The organism is Streptomyces sp. NPDC008001 (assembly GCF_042958085.1).
Taxonomy (GTDB): domain Bacteria; phylum Actinomycetota; class Actinomycetes; order Streptomycetales; family Streptomycetaceae; genus Streptomyces.
Genome location: NZ_JBIBIZ010000009.1, coordinates 193,474 through 211,395, shown reverse-complemented (window position 1 = coordinate 211,395; position 17,922 = coordinate 193,474). Strand labels below are relative to the sequence as shown.

At 75.4% G+C, this 17,922-nt stretch carries 12 protein-coding genes and 1 tRNA gene; 3 read left to right on the top strand and 10 right to left on the bottom strand.

Features of this window, described 5'->3' with window-relative positions; genetic code table 11:
- Window positions 1-138: 138 nt before the first annotated feature.
- The 4 genes from ACFZCD_RS24740 to ACFZCD_RS24725 form a co-directional block, all read right to left on the bottom strand.
- A complete protein-coding gene (locus ACFZCD_RS24740; RefSeq protein WP_391834369.1) occupies window positions 139-1,641 on the bottom strand; it encodes a Cys-Gln thioester bond-forming surface protein in 1,503 nt (500 codons plus the stop codon).
- 269 nt (window positions 1,642-1,910) lie between these two features.
- Entirely contained in the window at window positions 1,911-2,429 is a 519-nt protein-coding gene (locus ACFZCD_RS24735) for a single-stranded DNA-binding protein (RefSeq protein ID WP_391834367.1), read from the bottom strand.
- Between the two features lie 235 nt (window positions 2,430-2,664).
- On the bottom strand, window positions 2,665-4,947 hold the full coding sequence (locus ACFZCD_RS24730) for a GTPase (RefSeq protein WP_391834365.1): 2,283 nt from the start codon (window positions 4,945-4,947) through the stop codon (window positions 2,665-2,667).
- On the bottom strand, window positions 4,944-6,620 hold the full coding sequence (locus ACFZCD_RS24725) for a dynamin family protein (RefSeq protein WP_391834840.1): 1,677 nt from the start codon (window positions 6,618-6,620) through the stop codon (window positions 4,944-4,946). The genes ACFZCD_RS24730 and ACFZCD_RS24725 overlap by 4 nt, the downstream gene beginning before the upstream one ends.
- A gap of 253 nt (window positions 6,621-6,873) precedes the next feature.
- Here ACFZCD_RS24725 and ACFZCD_RS24720 point away from each other — a divergent pair.
- A tRNA-Arg gene (locus ACFZCD_RS24720) sits at window positions 6,874-6,946 on the top strand.
- Between the two features lie 65 nt (window positions 6,947-7,011).
- On the opposite strand, the gene ACFZCD_RS24715 is transcribed toward ACFZCD_RS24720, so the two are convergent.
- The 3 genes from ACFZCD_RS24715 to ACFZCD_RS24705 all read right to left on the bottom strand — a co-directional run bounded on the left by ACFZCD_RS24715 (window position 7,012) and on the right by ACFZCD_RS24705 (window position 10,187).
- On the bottom strand, window positions 7,012-8,124 hold the full coding sequence (locus ACFZCD_RS24715) for a DUF5937 family protein (RefSeq protein ID WP_391834838.1): 1,113 nt from the start codon (window positions 8,122-8,124) through the stop codon (window positions 7,012-7,014).
- A 2-nt stretch (window positions 8,125-8,126) separates the two neighbouring features.
- A complete protein-coding gene (locus ACFZCD_RS24710; protein WP_391834363.1) occupies window positions 8,127-8,630 on the bottom strand; it encodes a methylated-DNA--[protein]-cysteine S-methyltransferase in 504 nt (167 codons plus the stop codon).
- 69 nt (window positions 8,631-8,699) lie between these two features.
- Entirely contained in the window at window positions 8,700-10,187 is a 1,488-nt protein-coding gene (locus ACFZCD_RS24705) for an AlkA N-terminal domain-containing protein (RefSeq protein ID WP_391834362.1), read from the bottom strand.
- A 477-nt stretch (window positions 10,188-10,664) separates the two neighbouring features.
- Here ACFZCD_RS24705 and ACFZCD_RS24700 point away from each other — a divergent pair, with 477 nt between their 5' ends.
- Window positions 10,665-12,191 carry a hypothetical protein gene (locus ACFZCD_RS24700; protein WP_391834360.1) on the top strand — a complete coding sequence of 509 codons (1,527 nt, stop codon included), beginning with the start codon at window positions 10,665-10,667 and terminating at the stop codon, window positions 12,189-12,191.
- A 67-nt stretch (window positions 12,192-12,258) separates the two neighbouring features.
- Here the strand turns inward: ACFZCD_RS24700 and ACFZCD_RS24695 are convergent, their stop codons facing one another.
- The 3 genes from ACFZCD_RS24695 to ACFZCD_RS24685 all read right to left on the bottom strand — a co-directional run bounded on the left by ACFZCD_RS24695 (window position 12,259) and on the right by ACFZCD_RS24685 (window position 16,852).
- Window positions 12,259-15,054, bottom strand: a complete 2,796-nt coding sequence (locus tag ACFZCD_RS24695) for a tetratricopeptide repeat protein (RefSeq protein ID WP_391834358.1) — start codon at window positions 15,052-15,054, stop codon at window positions 12,259-12,261.
- 212 nt (window positions 15,055-15,266) lie between these two features.
- Window positions 15,267-15,506 carry a chaplin gene (locus tag ACFZCD_RS24690; RefSeq protein ID WP_391834356.1) on the bottom strand — a complete coding sequence of 80 codons (240 nt, stop codon included), beginning with the start codon at window positions 15,504-15,506 and terminating at the stop codon, window positions 15,267-15,269.
- A gap of 377 nt (window positions 15,507-15,883) precedes the next feature.
- A complete protein-coding gene (locus ACFZCD_RS24685; protein ID WP_391834354.1) occupies window positions 15,884-16,852 on the bottom strand; it encodes a polyprenyl synthetase family protein in 969 nt (322 codons plus the stop codon).
- Window positions 16,853-17,374: 522 nt separating this feature from the next.
- On the opposite strand from ACFZCD_RS24685, the gene ACFZCD_RS24680 reads away from it, so the two are divergent.
- The gene (locus tag ACFZCD_RS24680) at window positions 17,375-17,854 is read left to right on the top strand and encodes a fluoride efflux transporter FluC (protein ID WP_391834352.1); all 480 of its coding nucleotides are present in this window, start codon (window positions 17,375-17,377) and stop codon (window positions 17,852-17,854) included.
- The last annotated feature ends 68 nt before the right edge of the window (window positions 17,855-17,922 follow it).

The following is a 17,922-nucleotide window of genomic DNA, read 5'->3' as shown; positions in this document are numbered from 1 at the left end:
CGCGGCCGGCTCCGGGCCGGTCACCGGAGGGCCCGGAGGCCCCACGGCACCCCGCCCACCGGGGCTCACGCCCCGGCCGGGCTCCCTGGGCCGTGCTCATTTTTCCTCGCGCCGGAGCTCACTCCCCGGCGGCGGTGGTCATTCCCCGCCGGACGCCCGTTCCCGCCGGAGCAGGTAGACCGCGCCGCTGCCGGCGACGATCAGGGCGATGGCTATGCCGGCGATCGTGGGTGTGGTGTTGCTGCCGCCGGTCGCGGCCAGGTCCCCGTCGGCCCTGACGGCGGCCTTGCCGGTGCCGCCGCCCGCCGACGCCGGGCCCATGCGGGAGGCCAGGGTGGCCTTGGTGCTGCTGTCCCCGCCGTCCCGGCCGGAACCGCCGTCCTTGGCGCCGGCCCCCGCACCGGCCCCGGAGCCGCCCGCCCCGGCGGCCGGGGCCGCGGTCGCGGCGGAGGCGAAGGTCGCGCAGTCCATGATCCCGGAGAAGGTCCTGGACAGCCCGCCCGGCCCGGTGATCGTGAACCGGTACGCCCGGTCCTCGCCGACCTTCACCAGCGTCGTCTCGGAACGGCCGGGCGCGACGGTGTGCTGCGCGCCGGCCAGCTCGTAGGTGAAGGGGGCGTCGCCCTGGTTGTCGGCGGTGACGTCGACGCCGCCCTTGGCGCAGTTCTTGCGGGCGGACAGGGCCGGGGACGCGCCCTTGGCCGCCCAGTGCGCGGTGACGCCCGCGGAGACGGTGCTCTCGCTGGAGCCGGCCAGGATCTGCGCCTGGGTGGTGGTGTGGTCACCGACGAAGACCCGGCCGACCGGGACCTTGGCGGCGCCCGTGGCCTTCAGCGCCATGGAGCCGTCGGGGGCGCCCGCGGGGACCTCCACGTAGAACTCGCCGCCGTTGCCGGTGGCGGCGACCGGCTTGCCGTCCTTGTCGACGATCTTCACGCCCCGGGCGGTGGCATCACCCGAAGGAGTGAGGGTGACCCTGCTCGCCGTGGTCCGCACCGTGACCGGGCCGAGCTTCCGGCCGGGCTTGCCGGAGAGCGCGGGCGGGGTCAGGGTCAGCGACGCCTCGGGCTCCTCGACGTCCTTCGCGCTCTTGTAGAGGTACTCGGCGAGCTTCTCGGCCGCGGGGTCCTTCGCGTCGGCCTTGGCGCCGTCCGAGTACCGCCAGATGGCGACCTGGGTGCCGGCGGCGGCGGTGTTCGCGTCGAGCGGGCCCGTACCGGCGTCCTTGGCGAGCGCGGCGAGGTCGTTCACCTGGGGGTAGGAGTGCTGCAGGATCCAGCGGATCTTCCCCGCGTCCTTGTTGGCGTGCAGGGACGACTCGCCGGAACCGACCTCGCGGTAGCGCGCGCCGTCCACCGTGTTGGTGAGGATGTCGAGGCAGTAGGTCTGCAGCGAGCCGCCGCCGTCGACCTTCATCTCGAACAGGCCCGCCGGGATCTCGGCCGTTCTGCGCCGGTCGTGCACCACGACGCCCGATCCGGCGGTGATGCTGCCGAGCGTGGCGGTGACGCCCCCCGGGTTCTGCGGCGCGTCGTCCGCGGCGGCGGGGCCCGCCACGGCTATCGTGCCCACCGCGGCCAGTCCCGTCGCCAGGCAGGCTGCGGCAAGGCGGGCGGCTCCCCGCCTCCTGACAGAAATCATCGACTTCCTTCCGGGCGAACGCAGAACCAGTCGGCGCGCCTCGCCACCGAACTCAAGACTCAGAAGCCCCCGTTGCACGCTGTCGCTCGCAGCCGTTGACACGTCGCCGCGGCCCCCCGTTGCACGTTGCTGTGAACGTGATCTTAAGGAGCGGGCGCGGCGCCATCCCCACGCGAGGGGCCGCTCAATCGATCCGAATCGGAATCGTTACCAGGGAAACGCGGCCTGACCTGGCAATATCGATAAATCACCGGGACAAACCGGCTATTTCAGAAGGGCGGCGCCTCGGCCCCGACGGCGGCGGGCTCCCGATCCGTGCCGGTCGGTTCGGACGACTTCGGACCGGCCGGAGCGGACGACTTCAGAGCAGACGGAGCGGACGACTTCGGAGCGGACGGCGGGGGCGGCTCCGCCGGCAACGGCCTTGCCTGCGCGACCCTGCGGAACACCGACGTTCCCCGGCTCAGGTCATGGCCGATCGACACGGCGTCAATGTCCGCCGAAACCCACCGCTTCCCCTCGCGCTCCTCGTCCCGGATGCGCAACTTGCCCTGGACGACGACCGGTTCCCCCACGCCGAGCGACGCAACCACGTTGGCCGCGAGCGAGCGCCACGCCCACACGGTGTAGAAGCTCGTGTACGCGTCCGCCCACTCCCCCTCGGCCCGGTCCCAGCGGCGCACCGTCGCCGCCAGCCGGAAGCGCGAGGACGGCGAGCCGTTCGCCGATTCCCTGTAGTCCGGCTCCGTCGCGACGTTTCCCACGACCGTCACCAGCGTCTCGTTCATACGGATCCCCCCGTTCGGCAACTGCTGCGCGAGCTGCTCTGTGGCTGCTCACGAGCCGCTTCGTGTGCTGCTTACGTGTGCTTCGCCGTGCTGCTTCGTGCGCTGCTTCGTGGGAGCCATGCTGCCGCCGTTTGGGAGATCCCGCCGGGGGCTGTGGACGACGGGCCGATTGGGGAGAAGTCCGTCACCCTCACGCGCTTACCCGGCAAACGCCGCGTCCCTCATGCCGCTTCCCTCACGCCTCTCCCGCCGCGATCACGTACTGGGCGCGCACTTCCTGATACCGCAACAGCTCCGCGGCGACCGGTTCCAGCACCCGCTCCCGGCCGCAGCAGGCGGCGGCGTTCCGCAGCCGCCGCTCCGTTTCCAGCCCGTAGCGGCGCGCCGGACCCCGCGCCACCGCCCGGCAGCACCAGGCCAGGGCCGGGCCGGCCGCGACGGTGCCCGTCAGCAGCAGCGCCGGGATCCACCACTCGCCGTCCCAGGCACCGGTCAGCAGGCCCAGCAGCCACGCCGCGGTGAGCACCTGCAGCGCCGACAGCACCCACTGCATCGCGGCGGCCACGGCCCACCAGCCGGGCCGGACCGGCCGCGCCGGCCCGCCTCCGCGGGCCCGCCGGCCACCGATGATCCACCCGCCGGCGCGGCCCCCCGTACGGCCGTCCGTGCGGCCATCCGTACGGACGCCGGTCCCGCCTGAGGCGCCGCGTCCGCCGGCCGTGGCCGGCCCCGCCTGGCGCGCCACGCCCGTGCACCAGGCGCTCGCCCGGCGGGCGCCGGTGCGCCACATTCCCGCGCGGCCCGGACCCGCCGCGGCCATTGCGGCGGCAGCGGCGGCGGACGCCGCGTCGAGGGCCTCCGCGAGCCCCTCGGCCCCGCGCCGCGCCGCCTCGCGGACGGCCAGCGCCCAGGGGTCGGGGAGGCCACTGGACGCCTCGTAGGCGAGGGCCCGTACGGCCTGCTCCACGAGGGGGCGGGAGACGGCGCGGCTCGCGGACGGGACGGGGCGGCCGGCCATCGCCGTCGCCGGTCCGGCGACGGCAGCGGGCACTCCCGCCCCTCCGGGCGCAGCCGTGGTCCCGGCCACAGCAGCCGCAGCAACCCCCGCACCCACGCCCACGCCGCTTGTCGCACTCATCGCATTCGTCGCACTCGCAGCGCCCGTGGCCACGACGCCCGTCACCCCTGCGGCACCGGCCGTCCCCGCCGCACGCGCCGCACCCGCCGCTTTCCGTCCCGCGCGCCCCCGTACGTACCACCGGTGCGCCCGCGTCCACGGCGTCCCGCACGCCCGTCCCGCGTCCCGCAGCCACGCGCGTTCGGCCGCGAGCCCCGCCGCCTGCGCGCCCGCCGCCTCGGCCAGCCGGTCCTCGAACTCGTGCCGTGCCGACTCCGTGAGGCCCGGCCGCCCGTCCGCCACGTAGGCGCTGCGCAGCCGCGCCGAGACGCCGTCCACGTCGGCCGTCAGCCGGCGCAGCGCGGCGCTCCGCGAGGCGGTGAACCGGCCGAGGCTCTCGCGCAGTTCCCCGACGCCGTCGCCGGTGAGGGCCGACAGGGCCAGTACTTCGGCCCCCGGCTCGCCGTGCTCGCCGAGGGCGATGCCGTCCTCGTCCAGGAGCCGCCGCAGGTCGTCGAGGACCTGGTCCGCGGCGTCCGTGCCGAGCCGGTCGATCTGGTTGAGGACGATGAACGACACCTCTGCGTAGCCCGCGAGCGGCCGCAGGTAGCGCTCGTGGAGGACGGCGTCCGCGTACTTCTCCGGGTCAACGACCCAGACGACCGCGTCCACGAGGCCCAGGAGCCGGTCGACTTGCTCGCGGTGGCCGGGGCAGGCCGAGTCGTGGTCGGGCAGGTCGAGCAGGACGAGCCCGTTGAGCGCCGGGTCGTACGGGCGGACCGGCTGCCGGCGGGAGCGGGCGGGGATGCCGAGGCGGTCGAGCACCCCGTCCGCGCGCTCGGGCTCTTCCGTCCACACGCAGGCCACGGGCGCGGCGGTGGTGGGGCGGCGCACGCCCGCCTCCGAGAGCTGGGCCCGGCCGAGCGCGTTGAACAGGGTGGACTTGCCGCTGCCCGACGCCCCGGCGATGGCCACGACGGTGAGGTCGAGCGGGTGCCGCTGCCGTGCGACGGCCTCCTCCAGGACGCGTCCCGCCTCGGCGAGCGTCCGGCGGTCCAGCCGGGCCCGGGAGAGCCCGACGAGCTCCCGGAGGGCGTCCAGGCGCGGCCGGAGGATCGCGGCGCCGGGGTGCTGCGCGGGCATCGCCGGGGGGCGCGGGGCGGTCTCCGGGCGCGGTGGGGGCGCGGTGCGCGCTTCGGGGCCGCCGCCCGCGCGCGGGGGGCGGTCGGGGCGGGCACGGCGGGCGATGAGGCCGTCGTCCCAGATGCCGGCGGGGGCGTCGGGTGGGGGGCGGCGGCCGGCGGACCGTCCGTCCCGCGATCCGTCACTCCGGTCGGCGGATCGGTCGGCGGACGGGACGGCTCGATCGGCAGATTGGTCGGCAGGGCGCACGGTGGTCACCTCTCCCTCTGCAGTACGGACAGCGCGGCGATGAGCTCGACCTGGTGATCGGGGGTGACGTCGAGGGCTTCGAGCGGGGCGGTGCGGCGGTCGCGTTCGGCGTCGAGCACGCCGTCGAGGCACTCGGTGAGGAGCAGGCCGCCGCGGTCGTGCAGCCGCCGGGCGGCCCGGGCGCCCAGCAGTCCGGCGAGGCCGTCCGCGGCCGGGCGGGCCTGTCCGCCGCCGAGGAGGGCGGCGGCGAGCAGGGCGGCGACCCGGTCGGCGTCGAGTCCGGCCCCGCGCTCGGCGGCCCGTACCTCCTCCTCGGCGAGCTCCTCCAGGCAGCGCCGCCAGCGGCGTACGGCGACGCCGATCCGGCCGATGGCCCCGTCGGGGTCGCGCGGGGCGAGGACGGCGTCGGCGGCGGGGTCGCCCGCGCAGGCCGCGGCGACCTCCTCGTCGGCGGCGGCGACGGCGCAGCCGACCAGGGCGGCGAGGGCGGCCGTGAGCGCGCCGAGAAGTTCGTCGGAGGTGCTGTCGTCGGGGTGGCCGCGCCAGTGGGTGAGGGCGTCGCCCGCGAGGGCGTCTCCGGCCGCGACCCCGTCCCGTACGCGCGCGGTGGCCTTCGCGTACGCGTCCTCGACGCGCTGGGTCAGCCGGACGGCGGCGGCGTGCTGGACGGCGGCGGCGCCGGCGAGCCCCGGCAGCCGGGACCCCAGCGAGGCGAGCAGTCCGGCGACGGTGCGGGCTGAGGCCACGGCGCGGGCGGCGGGGTCCTGCGCGCGCTGGTGGAGCCAGGCGCGCAGCCCCGCGACGGCGGTGTCCGGCAGCAGCCCGGTGCCGCCGCCCGCGGACTCCGGGAGTTCGGGGATGGTGAAGCGCGGCACGTCCCCGAGGCCGGCGGCGGCCAGCAGCGCGCCGTAGTGCTTGGAGACCTCGCCGGCGACCTGATGGGGTACCCGGTCCAGCACGGTGACGAGGGTGACGTCGTACTCCTTGGCCGTGCGCATCAGGTGCCACGGCACCGCATCGGCGTACCGGGTCGCGGTGGTGACGAGTACCCAGATGTCCGCGGCGCAGATCAGCTCGGCGGCGAGGTCGCGGTTGCGGGCGACGAGGGAGTCGATGTCGGGGGCGTCGACGAGGGCGAGTCCGGGCGGCATGGCGCGGTCGGTCTCGATGCGCAGCGAGGGGGGTTCGCCGCCGTCGTCCTCGTCCCCGCGGCGGCCGTCGGGGTCCGTGTCGTAGAGGGCGGCGAGGTCCTGGGCGGGCACCCACACCCGGCGCAGCTCGGGCAGCACGCGCTGCCCGGCGAACCAGTGGTGGTCGTCCGGATGGCAGACCAGTACAGGCGTACGGGTCGTCGGCCGCAGGACCCCCGCCTCAGTGACCCGCCGTCCCACCAGGGAGTTGACGAGGGTGGACTTCCCGGCCCCCGTCGATCCCCCGATGACCGCGAGCAGCGGCGCTTCGGGGGCGCACAGGCGGGGCACCAAGTAGTCATCGAGTTGCGCCAGGAGTTCGGCACGGTTCCGGCGGGCGCGGGCGGCGCCGGGAAGAGGGAGGGGGAAGCGTGCGGCGTCGACACGGTCACGCAGTGCGGACAGCGCGTCGAGCAGTCGGGGCCGTACGTCCAAGGTCGCCACACGTGCAGAATGCCCAATTCTGGTGTGATTTTGAAGCGTATAGGCCATGGCGCGCGAGGCGTGGCGCACGGGACTCAGGCATAACGAGTACACAACACCCGTCGCCTGAGGCGTGAAAAACGGTGCAAGATTCGTACCCGCCTGCGATTATCAGGACCGCTTCACTAAACCTCCACATCGTGGCACGGAGGTGAAGCAACCGGGACGAGGTGAACGGAGCCCTATCCTTGTCCCCGGCAAGGTCACGGCACCACCGAGCCCGGGGCTTCAGCCGTCCGCGACACCGCCGCACCACACACCGGCCCCCGTAGCTCAGTGGATAGAGCAGGCGCCTTCTAAGCGCTTGGCCGCAGGTTCGAGTCCTGCCGGGGGCGCTCGCTCCACACTGCACGCCCCTCCCGTCGGGAGGGGCGTTTTTGCTGGTCAGGGGGTGTGGGGGTCAGCGGAGGATGCCTTCCAGGAAGTCGCTGCTCAGGCGGGCGACCGCGCGGACGTCCAGTTGGTAGAGGACGTAGCGGCCGCGGCGGCGGGGAGTGATCAGGCCCGCCTTCTTCAGGACCGAGAGGTGGCGTGAGACCTCCGGCGGGCTGATGCCCAGGACGCCGGCGAGTTCGCCCGTGGTGTGCGCGGTGCGGGCCGTGCTGCGGCAGACCTGCATCCGGACGGGGTGGGCCAGCGCTTCGAGGCGCAGTTTGAGGAGGTCGACGGAGGTGGGCGCCGGCAGTTCGGGCGAGCCGACGGGGTAGTGGACGACCGGGCGCCACTCCGGCCGGTGCAGGACCATCAGGTGGGGCCAGCCGAAGTGCGACGGTACGAAGACGAGGCCCGGCCCCACGGCGGGGTCCACGGCGGTGGTCCGGCCGTCCGCCAGTTTGTCGACCCGGATGCGGCGGCCGCCGTCCTCCAGGGCGAGGGCCGGGGAGACCGCGGCGAGCGCCTCGCGGAGGCCCTTGCGCCGCAGCAGTTCCCTCTTGTGCCGGATGTCGGCGGCCAGCCGCGGTTCGACGCGCCGCCAGATGTCCGCGAAGAACGCCTCGTCGCAGTCCTCGATCAGGCGGCGCACCCAGGCCCGTACGGACGCCGGGTCCTTCAGCAGGCGCTCGGCGAACTGCAGTTGCCGGGGGCCGCGGGCGGCTGCCAGCTCCAGGGTCCTGGCGCGGGTCGGCCGGTGGGTGAACGGCGACGGGCCGCCCTTGCCGTACGAGGCGAGGCAGGCGAACTCCAGGGCCGTCGTGACGAACTGCTCCTCGTCCAGCCGGTCGAGCAGGTCCAGTTCCTCGGCCAGCGTCGCCCCGGGCTTCCCCGTGCCGCCGCGCAGCCCGGCGAAGGGCATGAAGACGTCGGAGAAGGTGGTGCGCCACAGGAAGTCCGCTTCCTGGAGCCGGTCGGCGAGGTCCGGCCGGAGCGCGGCGGACGTCGCCGTGACCCAGCCGGCCAGCCCCGGGTGGTGGCCGGGCTCCGCCAGCGCGTGCAGCGCGAGGCACAACTCGCCCAGGGGAGAGGTCTCGAAGACGATCCGCTCGGTGGGCAGTCCCGCGATGTCTATGCTCACGCTCACGACGTCATGATGCCTGCTTGTTCGAAGTCGAGCAGACGCCGCTTGCGGGGAAGGCCGCCACCGTAGCCCGTGAGAGCGCCTGTTGCGCCGACGACGCGGTGGCAGGGGACGATGATGCCGATGGGGTTCCGGCCGTTGGCCAGTCCCACGGCCCGGGACGCGGCGGGGCGGCCGATGCGGTCGGCCAGCCGGCCGTACGAGACGGTCTCCCCGTACGGGATCTCCAGGAGGGCGTGCCAGACGGTGCGCTGGAACTCGGTCCCGGCCAGGGCCAGGGGGAGGTCGAACTCCGTGCGTCCGCCCGCGAAGTACTCCTGCAGTTGCTCCTCGGTCCGGGCGAAGATCTCCGGGCGCGGGTGCGGGTCGGGCTCGCCGAAGGTCTCCTGGGGCGGGCGGTGGCGCTGCTGTTCCATGTACAGGCCGCAGAGCCTGCCGTCGGTGGCCACCAGGGTCAGCGGGCCGTACGGGCTGTCGGTGATCGTGTGGGAGCGGGTGGGCATGGGTTCCTCCGTGGGGGGCCGGGGCTGGGGCAGTTCTGGAGCAGGCCCGGAGCGGGTCCGGAGACGTGGTTACGCCGGCAGGCGGTTGATCGGGTGGTCGCCCGTGGCCCACAGGTGCTGGACCGCGTACGAGCGCCACGGCTGCCAGGCCCGCGACCTGCGGACGAGGGCCGCCGGTGTGGCGGGCAGGCCGAGGGCCGCGGCGGCCAGGCGGACGCCGAGGTCGGTGGCGACGAACGCGTCCGGGTCGCCGAGGGCACGCATGGCGATCGTCTCCACGGTCCAGGGGCCGACGCCCGGCAGCGCCGCCAGCTGCTCCCGGGTCCGCTGCCAGTCGCTGCCCGGGCCGAGGTCGAGCTCCGAGGAGGCCAGCGCCGCCACGAGCGCGGTGAACGTACGCCGGCGCGTACCGGGCATGGCGAGGCTCTCCGGGTCGAGTCCGGCGAGCGCCTCGGGGGTGGGGAAGAGGTGGGTGAGACCGCCGTCCGGGTCGTCGACCGGGGTGCCGTGGCCTGTCACCAGGCGGCCGGCGAGGGTGCGGGCCGCGGCGGTGGACACCTGCTGGCCGAGCACCGCACGGAGGGCGAACTCCGCCGGGTCCACCGTGTGCGGCACCCGGCGGCCGGGGGCGCGCTCGACGAGCGGGGCCAGCAGCGGGTCCTCGCGCAGGAGGCCGTCGACGGCGACGGGGTCCGCGTCCAGGTCGAGGAGGCGCCGGCAACGGCTGACCGCGGCGGCCAGGTCCCGCAGGTCGGTCAGGGCCAGCCGGCACTCGATGTGACCGTCCGCGGGGCGGAGGGTGGCGATGCCGTGCCCGTGCGGCAGCCGCATCGTGCAGCGGTACGCGCCCTCCCGCCACTCCTCCGTGCCGGGCACGGCCGTCGCCGTCAGGTGCCCGAAGAGGTTGTCCGGGAAGAGCGGCGCGCGGTAGGGCAGGCGCAGCGCCACCGTGCCGGCGGTGGCCGCGGCCTTGGCGGCGTCGGCGCCTTCCCGGCCCGCCGCGCGGGCCCGCAGCTCGCTCGGCGAGAGCGCGAAGACCTCCCGCACGGTGTCGTTGAAGGTGCGGATGCTCGCGAAACCGGAGGCGAAGGCGACCTCCCCCATCGGCAGGGACGTCGTCTCGATCAGCAGCCGCGCCGTCTGGGCGCGCTGCGCGCGGGCCAGCGCGAGGGGGCCGGCGCCCAGCTCGGCGAGGAGCTGCCGCTCGACCTGCCGGGTGCTGTACCCGAGCCGCGCGCCGAGGCCCGGCACGCCCTCCCGGTCCACGACGCCGTCGGCGATCAGGCGCATGGCGCGGGCCGCCAGGTCGGCCCGCTCGTTCCAGCGCGGCGAGCCCGGGCTCGCGTCGGGCCGGCAGCGCTTGCAGGCCCGGAAACCGGCCTGCTGCGCGGCGGCCGCACTCGGGTAGAAGGTCATGTTCCGCGGCTTGGGCGGCACGACGGGGCAGCTCGGTCGGCAGTAGATGCGGGTGGTCGTCACTGCGGTGAAGAACCACCCGTCGAAGCGGGCGTCCTTGGACTGTACGGCTCGGACGCAGCGGTCCACGTCGTTGTGCATGCCGCCAGTATTGGCCGGTGCGCGGCCGTCGATCCGGCGGAAATCCGACATCCATGTCGGGGCTGTGCTTCAGTGGGTCCGCTGGGGCTGAGGATCTCTGGGGGGATGCTGGGATGCATGTGACGAACGAGCCGCCGTACGGGCCGTACCGGCTGCGGGTGCCCGTCGGGGAGGACGCCCACCGGTGGGTGACCCGGGGCGCGTGCCGCCGCGTCCTGTTCGTCGTGCACAACGTCACCTCCGCGACCCGTCTGCTGGACGTCCTGCCGCTCTTCCGGGACGACCTCCGGGTGCAGCTGCTCGTCACCTGCACCGGGTCGTCGCCGTTCCTCGCCGGGGTGCCGGAGCTGCTGGCGTCCGTGGGGCTGCCCGTGCTGCCCTGGGAACAGGCCAAGGAGACGCCCGTCGACTTGGCCGTATCCGCCAGTTACGGCGGTGAACTGGAGCTTATCTGCGGGGATTTGGCCATACTCTCGCATGGAGTTGGCTACAATAAGAGGTTGGCCACACCGGACACCGGACACCGGACACCGGACACCGGACACCGGACACCGGACACCGGACACCGGACACCGGACACCGGACACCGGACACCGGTCGCCCGGCGCCCCCGTTTTCGGGCTCTCGCCCGACTGGCTGCTCCACGACGGCCGGCCCCTCGCCGCCGCGACCGTCCTCTCGCACCCCGAGCAGCTCGGCCGGCTGCGCGCCGCCTGCCCCGAGGCGGCCGGCACCGCCGTCCTCGCCGGTGACCCCTGCTACGACCGCATCCTCGCCGCCCTGCCGTACCGGGACCGCTTCCGCCGGGCCCTCGGCGTGGCCCCCGGCCAGCGGCTGGTCGTCGTCAACTCCACCTGGTCGCCCGGCTCCCTCTTCGGCGACGACGACTCCGAGGGCGATCTGCTGCCGTCCCTCCTGCCGCGACTCGCCGCCGAGCTCCCCGCCGACGAGTACCGCACGGCCGCGGTCCTCCACCCCAACATCTGGCACGGTCACGGACCCGGCCAGATACGGGCCTGGCTCGACCGGGCCCGCCGCGCCGGCCTCGCGCTCGTCGACCCGCTGGAGGACTGGCGGCAGGCGCTGATCGCCGCCGACTGCGTGATCGGCGACCACGGCTCCGTGACGTACTACGCGGCCGCCATCGGCAGGCCCGTCCTCCTCGGCGCCTTCCCCGGCGGCGCCCTCGACCCGGACTCGCCCGTCGCCGCCCTCGGCCGGACCGCGCCGCGGCTCCGCCCGTACGACGGCCTGCGCGCCCAGATCGACCACGCCGTCGACCACTACGAGCCCGGCCGCTACCGCGCGCAGGCCGAGCACGTCAGCTCCGCGCCCGGCCGCTCCGCCGGCCTCCTGCGCCGCGCCTTCTACGACCTGATCGGCATCCCCGAGCCCGCCGGCCGCCCGGCCCTGCTCGACCCGCTCCGCCTGCCGTCCTACGCGCCGGCCGAGCGCACCGCGCCCGTCCACGTCCTCACCCGGCTGACCGACGCCTCCGGCCCGCCGGAGATCGCCGTGGTGCGCTGCGCCGCCGACGACGGCCCGGCCGGCGAGGACTTCGGCGACGACGACTTCGGTGACGACGGCTCCGGTGACGGCATCGGCTGGGACGCCCACACCTCCGTCCACGAGGACACCCCCGACCCGGGCAGGCTGCGCATCGCGGACGTGATCGTGCGGTACGGGGCGGCCGACGACCCGCGCGTCGGCCCGCCCGCCGCCTGGGCCGCGGAGGTCCTCGGCCGCCATCCGGGCTGCGGGCTCGCCGTGTACGTGACGGGCCCCGGGCACTGCACCGTGCGCACCCGCGGCGGCGACCTCCTGCACCTCACCGCCCGCCCCGCCCCCGACGGCCGGCCCGACCTGTGCGACCCGGCGGCCCACGCCTCCGCCCTCCACGCCTGGCTCGCGGGCGGCAAGTCGCCGGAGGAGGCGGTGTCGAGCGGCATCACGGTGGTGACGGGGAGGGTGCACCACCGGGTGGACGTGGAGCGCGCCGACTAGCGGACCAGCGCCTGCCGGGGCCTGACCTCGCCGGGCAACGGCCCGGCCCGGAACCGCCGCCAGGCCGTCAACCGCCGTTCTGCCCCCGCCCCCGCTCCTGCTCCCGCTCCTGCTCCCGCAGCAGCGCGCTCGTCCGGGACGCTCCCGCCGCGTCGCCCACCTCCTCGTACAGGGACCTCGCCAGGCGCAGGTGCCGTGCCGCGTCGTCCCGGCCGGCGGCGCAGCGGGCGCGGAGTTCGGCGGCGTCCGCCTGTTGCAGTACGGCGCCTTCGGCCGCCATGACGGCGAGGGCCTCGTCGAGGGGCGTACGGGCCGCGGCGGGGTCGCCGGCGGCCAGGTGGGTCTCGCCCAGGCTCATCCGGACGCGGGCCTCGTTGTAGAGGTCGCGGCGGGGCAGGGCCCGGAACCGGGCGAGCGCGTCCGTCAGCTGGGTCACGGCCTCGTCGTGGCGGCCCTGGCCGCGCAGGGCCCGGCCGAGGTGGTGGGCGAGGAGCGCATCCGCGCGCGGGACGTCGGCCGCCCCGTCGCCGTCCTCGGCGATGCCGCCCAGGATGCGGCGGGCCTGCCGGAAGCACTCCTCGGCGGCCTCGTACCGCCACTGCCGCAGGTGGAGCAGGCCGAGCGACTCGGCGGCCGTGGCGCGGCCGCGGTGGTGGCCGGCCCGCTCGTCGGCCGCCGCGGCGGCGGTCAGCTGGGACTCGGCCTCCGCGTACCGGCCGAGGCCCATGTACGCGAAGGCGAGCTGGGTCCGTATGCGGCCCTCGGCCCGCGGGTCGCCGATGCCCGCGGCGGAGCGGCGGGCCGCCTCGACGCCCCGCAGGTGCGTGGCCACCCACTGCTCGTGGAAGCCGAGGCGCAGGTGCAGGCCCCACGTCGCCTCGCACAGTTGCCAGGCCTCCTCGTCGAACCCGTACTCCTCCGCGGCCCGTACGGCCTCGGCGAGATTCGCGCGCTCGCGCCGCAGCCCGGCCAGGGCCGCACGGGCCGCTTCGGTGGTGCGCTCGCCGGAACCGGAACCGGAGCCAGAGCCGGAAGCCGAGCCGAAACCCGGACCGGGGCCGCCCGGCGTGCGGGCGTACGCGGGGCCGAGGTGCCACCGGCCGGGGATGACGAGAGCGTCGGCACGGGCGGCGAAGCGCAGGTACCAGGTGACCGTGCGGCGGACGGCGAGGGCCGTCGCCCCGCGGCCGTCCTCCTCGTGGGCGCGGCGCTCGGCGTGCCGGCGGACGAGGTCGTGGAAGCGGTAGCGCTCCTCCCCCGTCTCCTCCAGGAGGTGGGCGGCGGCGAGGCTTTCGAGGAGGCGGCGGGCGTCGCCCTCGCCGGTGTCCGCCGCCGCGGCGGCGGCGCCGACGGAGATGTCCGGCCAGGGGCGCAGGGCGAGCAGCCGGTAGAGGCGGGCGGCGTCGGGGGCCAGGTCCCGGTAGGAGAGGTCGGTGGCGAGGAGGGCCGGCTCCACGGGAGAAACCGGAGAAACAGCCCCGCGGAGAGAACCGGCCCCGTGGAGAGAAGCCGCCCCACCGAGCGAACCGGCATCGCCGAGCGAGTCGGCATCGCCACCGAAGGCATTGCCACCGAAGGCATTGCCTTCCGGGAAATCCCCATCAGGAAAAGCAGAGTTGTCGGGCATCCCCCGATCCTGTCCCGGCCGGTTGCCCCTCAAGCTCCTTTCCCCTTCTGCGAATGCGGCGAATTCGCGCTCCACGCGCTCCCAGCTCAGCTGCTCCCGCGCCTGCACCCGCGCCCCCGTCTCGCACAGCGCGAGCGGAATGCCCCCGCACCGTGCCGCCACGGCCTCCGCGTGCGTGCGCTGCGCGGCGACGCGGTCCGGGCCGGCGATGCGGGTCAGCAGCAGGAAGGAGTCGGCGTCGGAGAGCGGGCCGACCCGGACGATCCGCGCGCCGTGGTCGCGGACGAGCGCGGGCAGCCGGTGGCGGCTGGTGACGAGGACGAGCGAGCCGGGCGACGCTGTCAGCAACGGGGCGGTCTGGGAGGCGCTGTGGGCGTTGTCGAGCAGGACGAGCATGCGCCTGCCCGCCGTGCGCTCGCGGTAGAGGGCGGCCTGGCCCTGCTCGTCGGCGGGCACCCGGTCGGCCGGCACGCCCAGGTGGTGCAGGAACCGTACGAGCACCTCGGACGGGGTGACGGCGGTGGCCGCGGAGGCGCCGCGCAGATCGGCGTACAACTCGCCGTCCGGGAAGCGCGAGGCGAGCGCGTGGGCGCAGTGCACGGCGGCCGCGGTCTTGCCGACGCCGGCCGGGCCGACGAGCAGAGCGATGTGCGGGGCCGTGGTCACGGCCGTACGGGACGGGGCCTCGTCGGCTCCCCCGGCCTCACCGGCTCCCGCAGCCGTCTCGTCCAGCAGCCCGGTGACCGCCGCCAGGACGTCCTCGCGGTCGGTGAAGGCGGACGTGAGCGGCGGGAGCATCCGGGGGCGGGGCGTGCCGGGAGCCGCCGCGGGGACGGTGACGGCCGCCGCCAGCCACTCGCTCTCGCGCAGCCAGGCGGCCAGGTCGCGGGCGAAGCCGGGCTCCGCGCGGGCCTGTTCGATCAGGAGGGCGGCCAGTGCCCTGCGTTCGTCCTCGTCGGCGGGAGCGGCGGGCGGCTCGCCCCGCCCACCTGCGCCCCGGCCACCGCCTGCGCCCCGCCCGCCGCCATCGGCCCGGCGCTCGTCACCGCTCTCACTCCCCTCCCTGCCACCGTCCCCGTCCCCTTCCCCGTCACGGTCCCTGCGCCAGGCCCGGCGGGCCAGGCCTGCCAGGCCCTCCGCGGTCCGCCGCCCCAGCTCCCCCGCCGCGCCCGACAGCGCTCCCGACGCCGCCGTGTCAACGGCCGCCAGCACCGCCGTCATCGTGAACGGATCCACCGCACGTCTCCCCCACTCGCCCCGCCCCACCGGTGGGACCACGCTAGCGGGAAGATCACCGGCTGGGGAGGGGGCCACGGGGGACGGGGCCCGGGGAGCCGGCCGGTGAACGCCCCGCAGACGCAGCGTGGCGCCCGCGACGGAATCGGGGGCGCCACACGGAAGCGGCCCGGGGCGGGGGCACCCCGGAAACCGCCGGTTCTCTGCTCGCGTCAGTCGTTGATGCAGACGTTGCCGGAGGCGGGGTTCAGCAGTCCGACGATGTCGATCGTGTTGCCGCAGAGGTTGATCGGGATCTGGATCGGGACCTGGATGACGTTGCCCGAGATGACGCCCGGGGAACCGACGGCCGCTCCCTTGGCGACGGAGTCGGCGAGCGCGGTACCGGTGATACCCGCGAGCGCCGCGCCCATGGTGGCGGTCAGGGCAGCCGTTTTGACGATTCGTGACATGCGGAGACACCTTTGCTGCTTGGTCTTGCTCGGTCGTACAGGGAGGCACCCGGCCGGTGACGGCCGGGGTGTGCTTTTCAACGCCCCGTACTCGCAAAGGTTTCGTCCGTAGTGCGGATGGGTGACCGGGCTTCTCCCCATGTGAGTGGCCTTGTCCGTGGCCCGGTCCGTGCTGGTACCACGGAGAAATTCCCGGCGGATTCCCCCGGCCCTGCAGTCATTTCGGCAGGTCGTCGGTCTAATGCGCTGTGAGGGCGCGCCCGGAGGGAAGAGGGGGAAAGGAAGTCGCGGATAGGAAAAGCGCTCCGTATGCGGTTCCGCAGAATTACCCGTACGGCGCAGCGGGGCGGGGCACCGGAAAGGCGGCCCGCCGGCCCCTACCCGCGCTCCGCCGCCATCCGCACCGCGAACGCCGTCAGCTCCTCGCACCACCCCGCCGCGAGCCGGGAGGCGGCGGCGGTCCGGGAGGCCCGGTCGACCAGTTCGCGGATGAGGCGCTCGGCGATGCCGCGCTCCTCCCGCTCCAGCAGGATCTCCCGCAGCAGCTCGGCGTCCCAGTCGTACTCCGGGCCGCCGTCGAGGAAGCCGCGCAGCCGCCAAGCGGCGTGCAGCGAGCGGGCGTAGGCGTCGTAGGCGGCGTCGAGGTCGGGGCGGTCGGCGAGCGCCGCGCCCAGCCGGAGCGGGTGCCGCAGGGCGTACCAGCCCGCAGTGCAGCCCCGGTCGCATCCCGATATGCACCGCCCGGGCCACGGGTCGTCGAGGTATTCGGCGGTCATCGCCTCGTGGGCGTACGTGCCGATCACGCGCTCCGTGCGCATCTCGTCCCAGATCTGCCACGCGGGGGCGGGCAGCCGCGCGGCGAGCCGCTCGGCGAGCGAGAGGGCGAGGTCGCCGGCCAGGGTGGCGGTGGACTCCCCGAAGCGGCGGGCGTCGCCGGCCCAGCCGTTGCGCTCGTGCTCGGCGGCGCGGCTGACGTGCAGCGCGGGGATGCCGCGGCGCAGGGCGGCGTTGTCGCGCACGTCGCTGCGGATGAGGGTGCAGGTGTCGAGGAGTTCGAGGGCGGCCGCGGCCTCGACGGCGGCGGAGCCTTCCGGGTCGCCGCCCGCCGCCAGATAGCCCGTGAGGAGGATGACCGGGCGGACCCGGTCGGCCCCCACCGCGACGAGCTCGGCGAGGGACTCCACGAGTCCGGCGCCGCGCGCGTCGGCGGTGCGCCAGCGGCGGTGCTCGTCATTGAGGAGGCCGCGCAGCCGTTTCTCGACCTGGTCGAGCATCCCGGCGCGCTGGAGCTGCGGGACCGGCTCCCGGGGCGCCACGGCGCGGGGCAGCCGGGGTTGCGTCGTCATCGTGTGCCTCCTGGATCGGTTTCGGTCCTGCGACCGACCCTGCCGGGCGGATGCCCCGCCCTCGGCGGCGGAGCCTGACCGGCCAGAAGGCTGCCCACGGAAGCGCTCGGGAAGCGACAGTTTCCTGCCATACCGGAATGCGTCATCCCTCCTGCTTCATGGCGCTCTCTCCGCCCTCCCCGGACCGCCCGGGCGGCCACAAGAGGCGGCTTGCGGCCCCCGCGCGCGTACGGGCACGGCGGGCGGGTGGCTCATAATCGGCTGTCGTTGCACGGCCGTCCCGGGCTGATTCCGCCGGACACCGGTCGTATCATCCTCCGATTCACCCCTGTGACCTGGAGCGGATCCGTACCCGCGGACTGCCGGTGCCGGGCCGCGGCCGCCCCCGCACCCGTCGGCTTCGGGCCGTCGCCGGGCGGGGCCGGACGATGATGGCGCCCGCGCGGCGTCACCGGCGGGCGGATAGCCTGGGAATGCCCGGCGAGCCCGGTGCGGCCCGCGAGGAGGAGGCAGGCGAACCGTATGAGCACGACCCGGCCCGGGACGGTCACCGACGGCCCGCGGACGCGCACGCGCGCCCCGGGGCGGCCGTCCGCCGCCCGCGGCCAGGGGCCGGTCGTCTGCGCGGTCTCGCTCGGCGGGGGCGCCGGAGCCGCGGCCCGCTACGGCGCCGGGCTGCTGTGGCCCACACCGGCCGGCGCCTTTCCCTGGACCACGCTGCTGGTCAACGTCGCCGGCTGCGCCCTGATCGGGGTGCTGCTGGTCGTGATCGGCGAACTCGCCGCGCCGCACCGGCTGCTGCGGCCGTTCCTCGGGACGGGCGTGCTCGGCGGCTTCACCACCTTCTCGACGTACACGGTGGACGTGCAGGGGCTCGCCGGGGGCGGGCACGTGGCGACGGCGCTCGCCTATCTGGCAGCCACGCTCGCCACGGCACTGGCGGCGGTCTGGGCCACGGCCACCGCCACAAGGGCGTTCCTGCTGCGACGGAGCACCCGGTGAAGCCCGGGCCGGACCCGCGGCCGGACTCCTGGGCGGATTCCCGGGCGGACTCCGGGCCTGACGCCCTG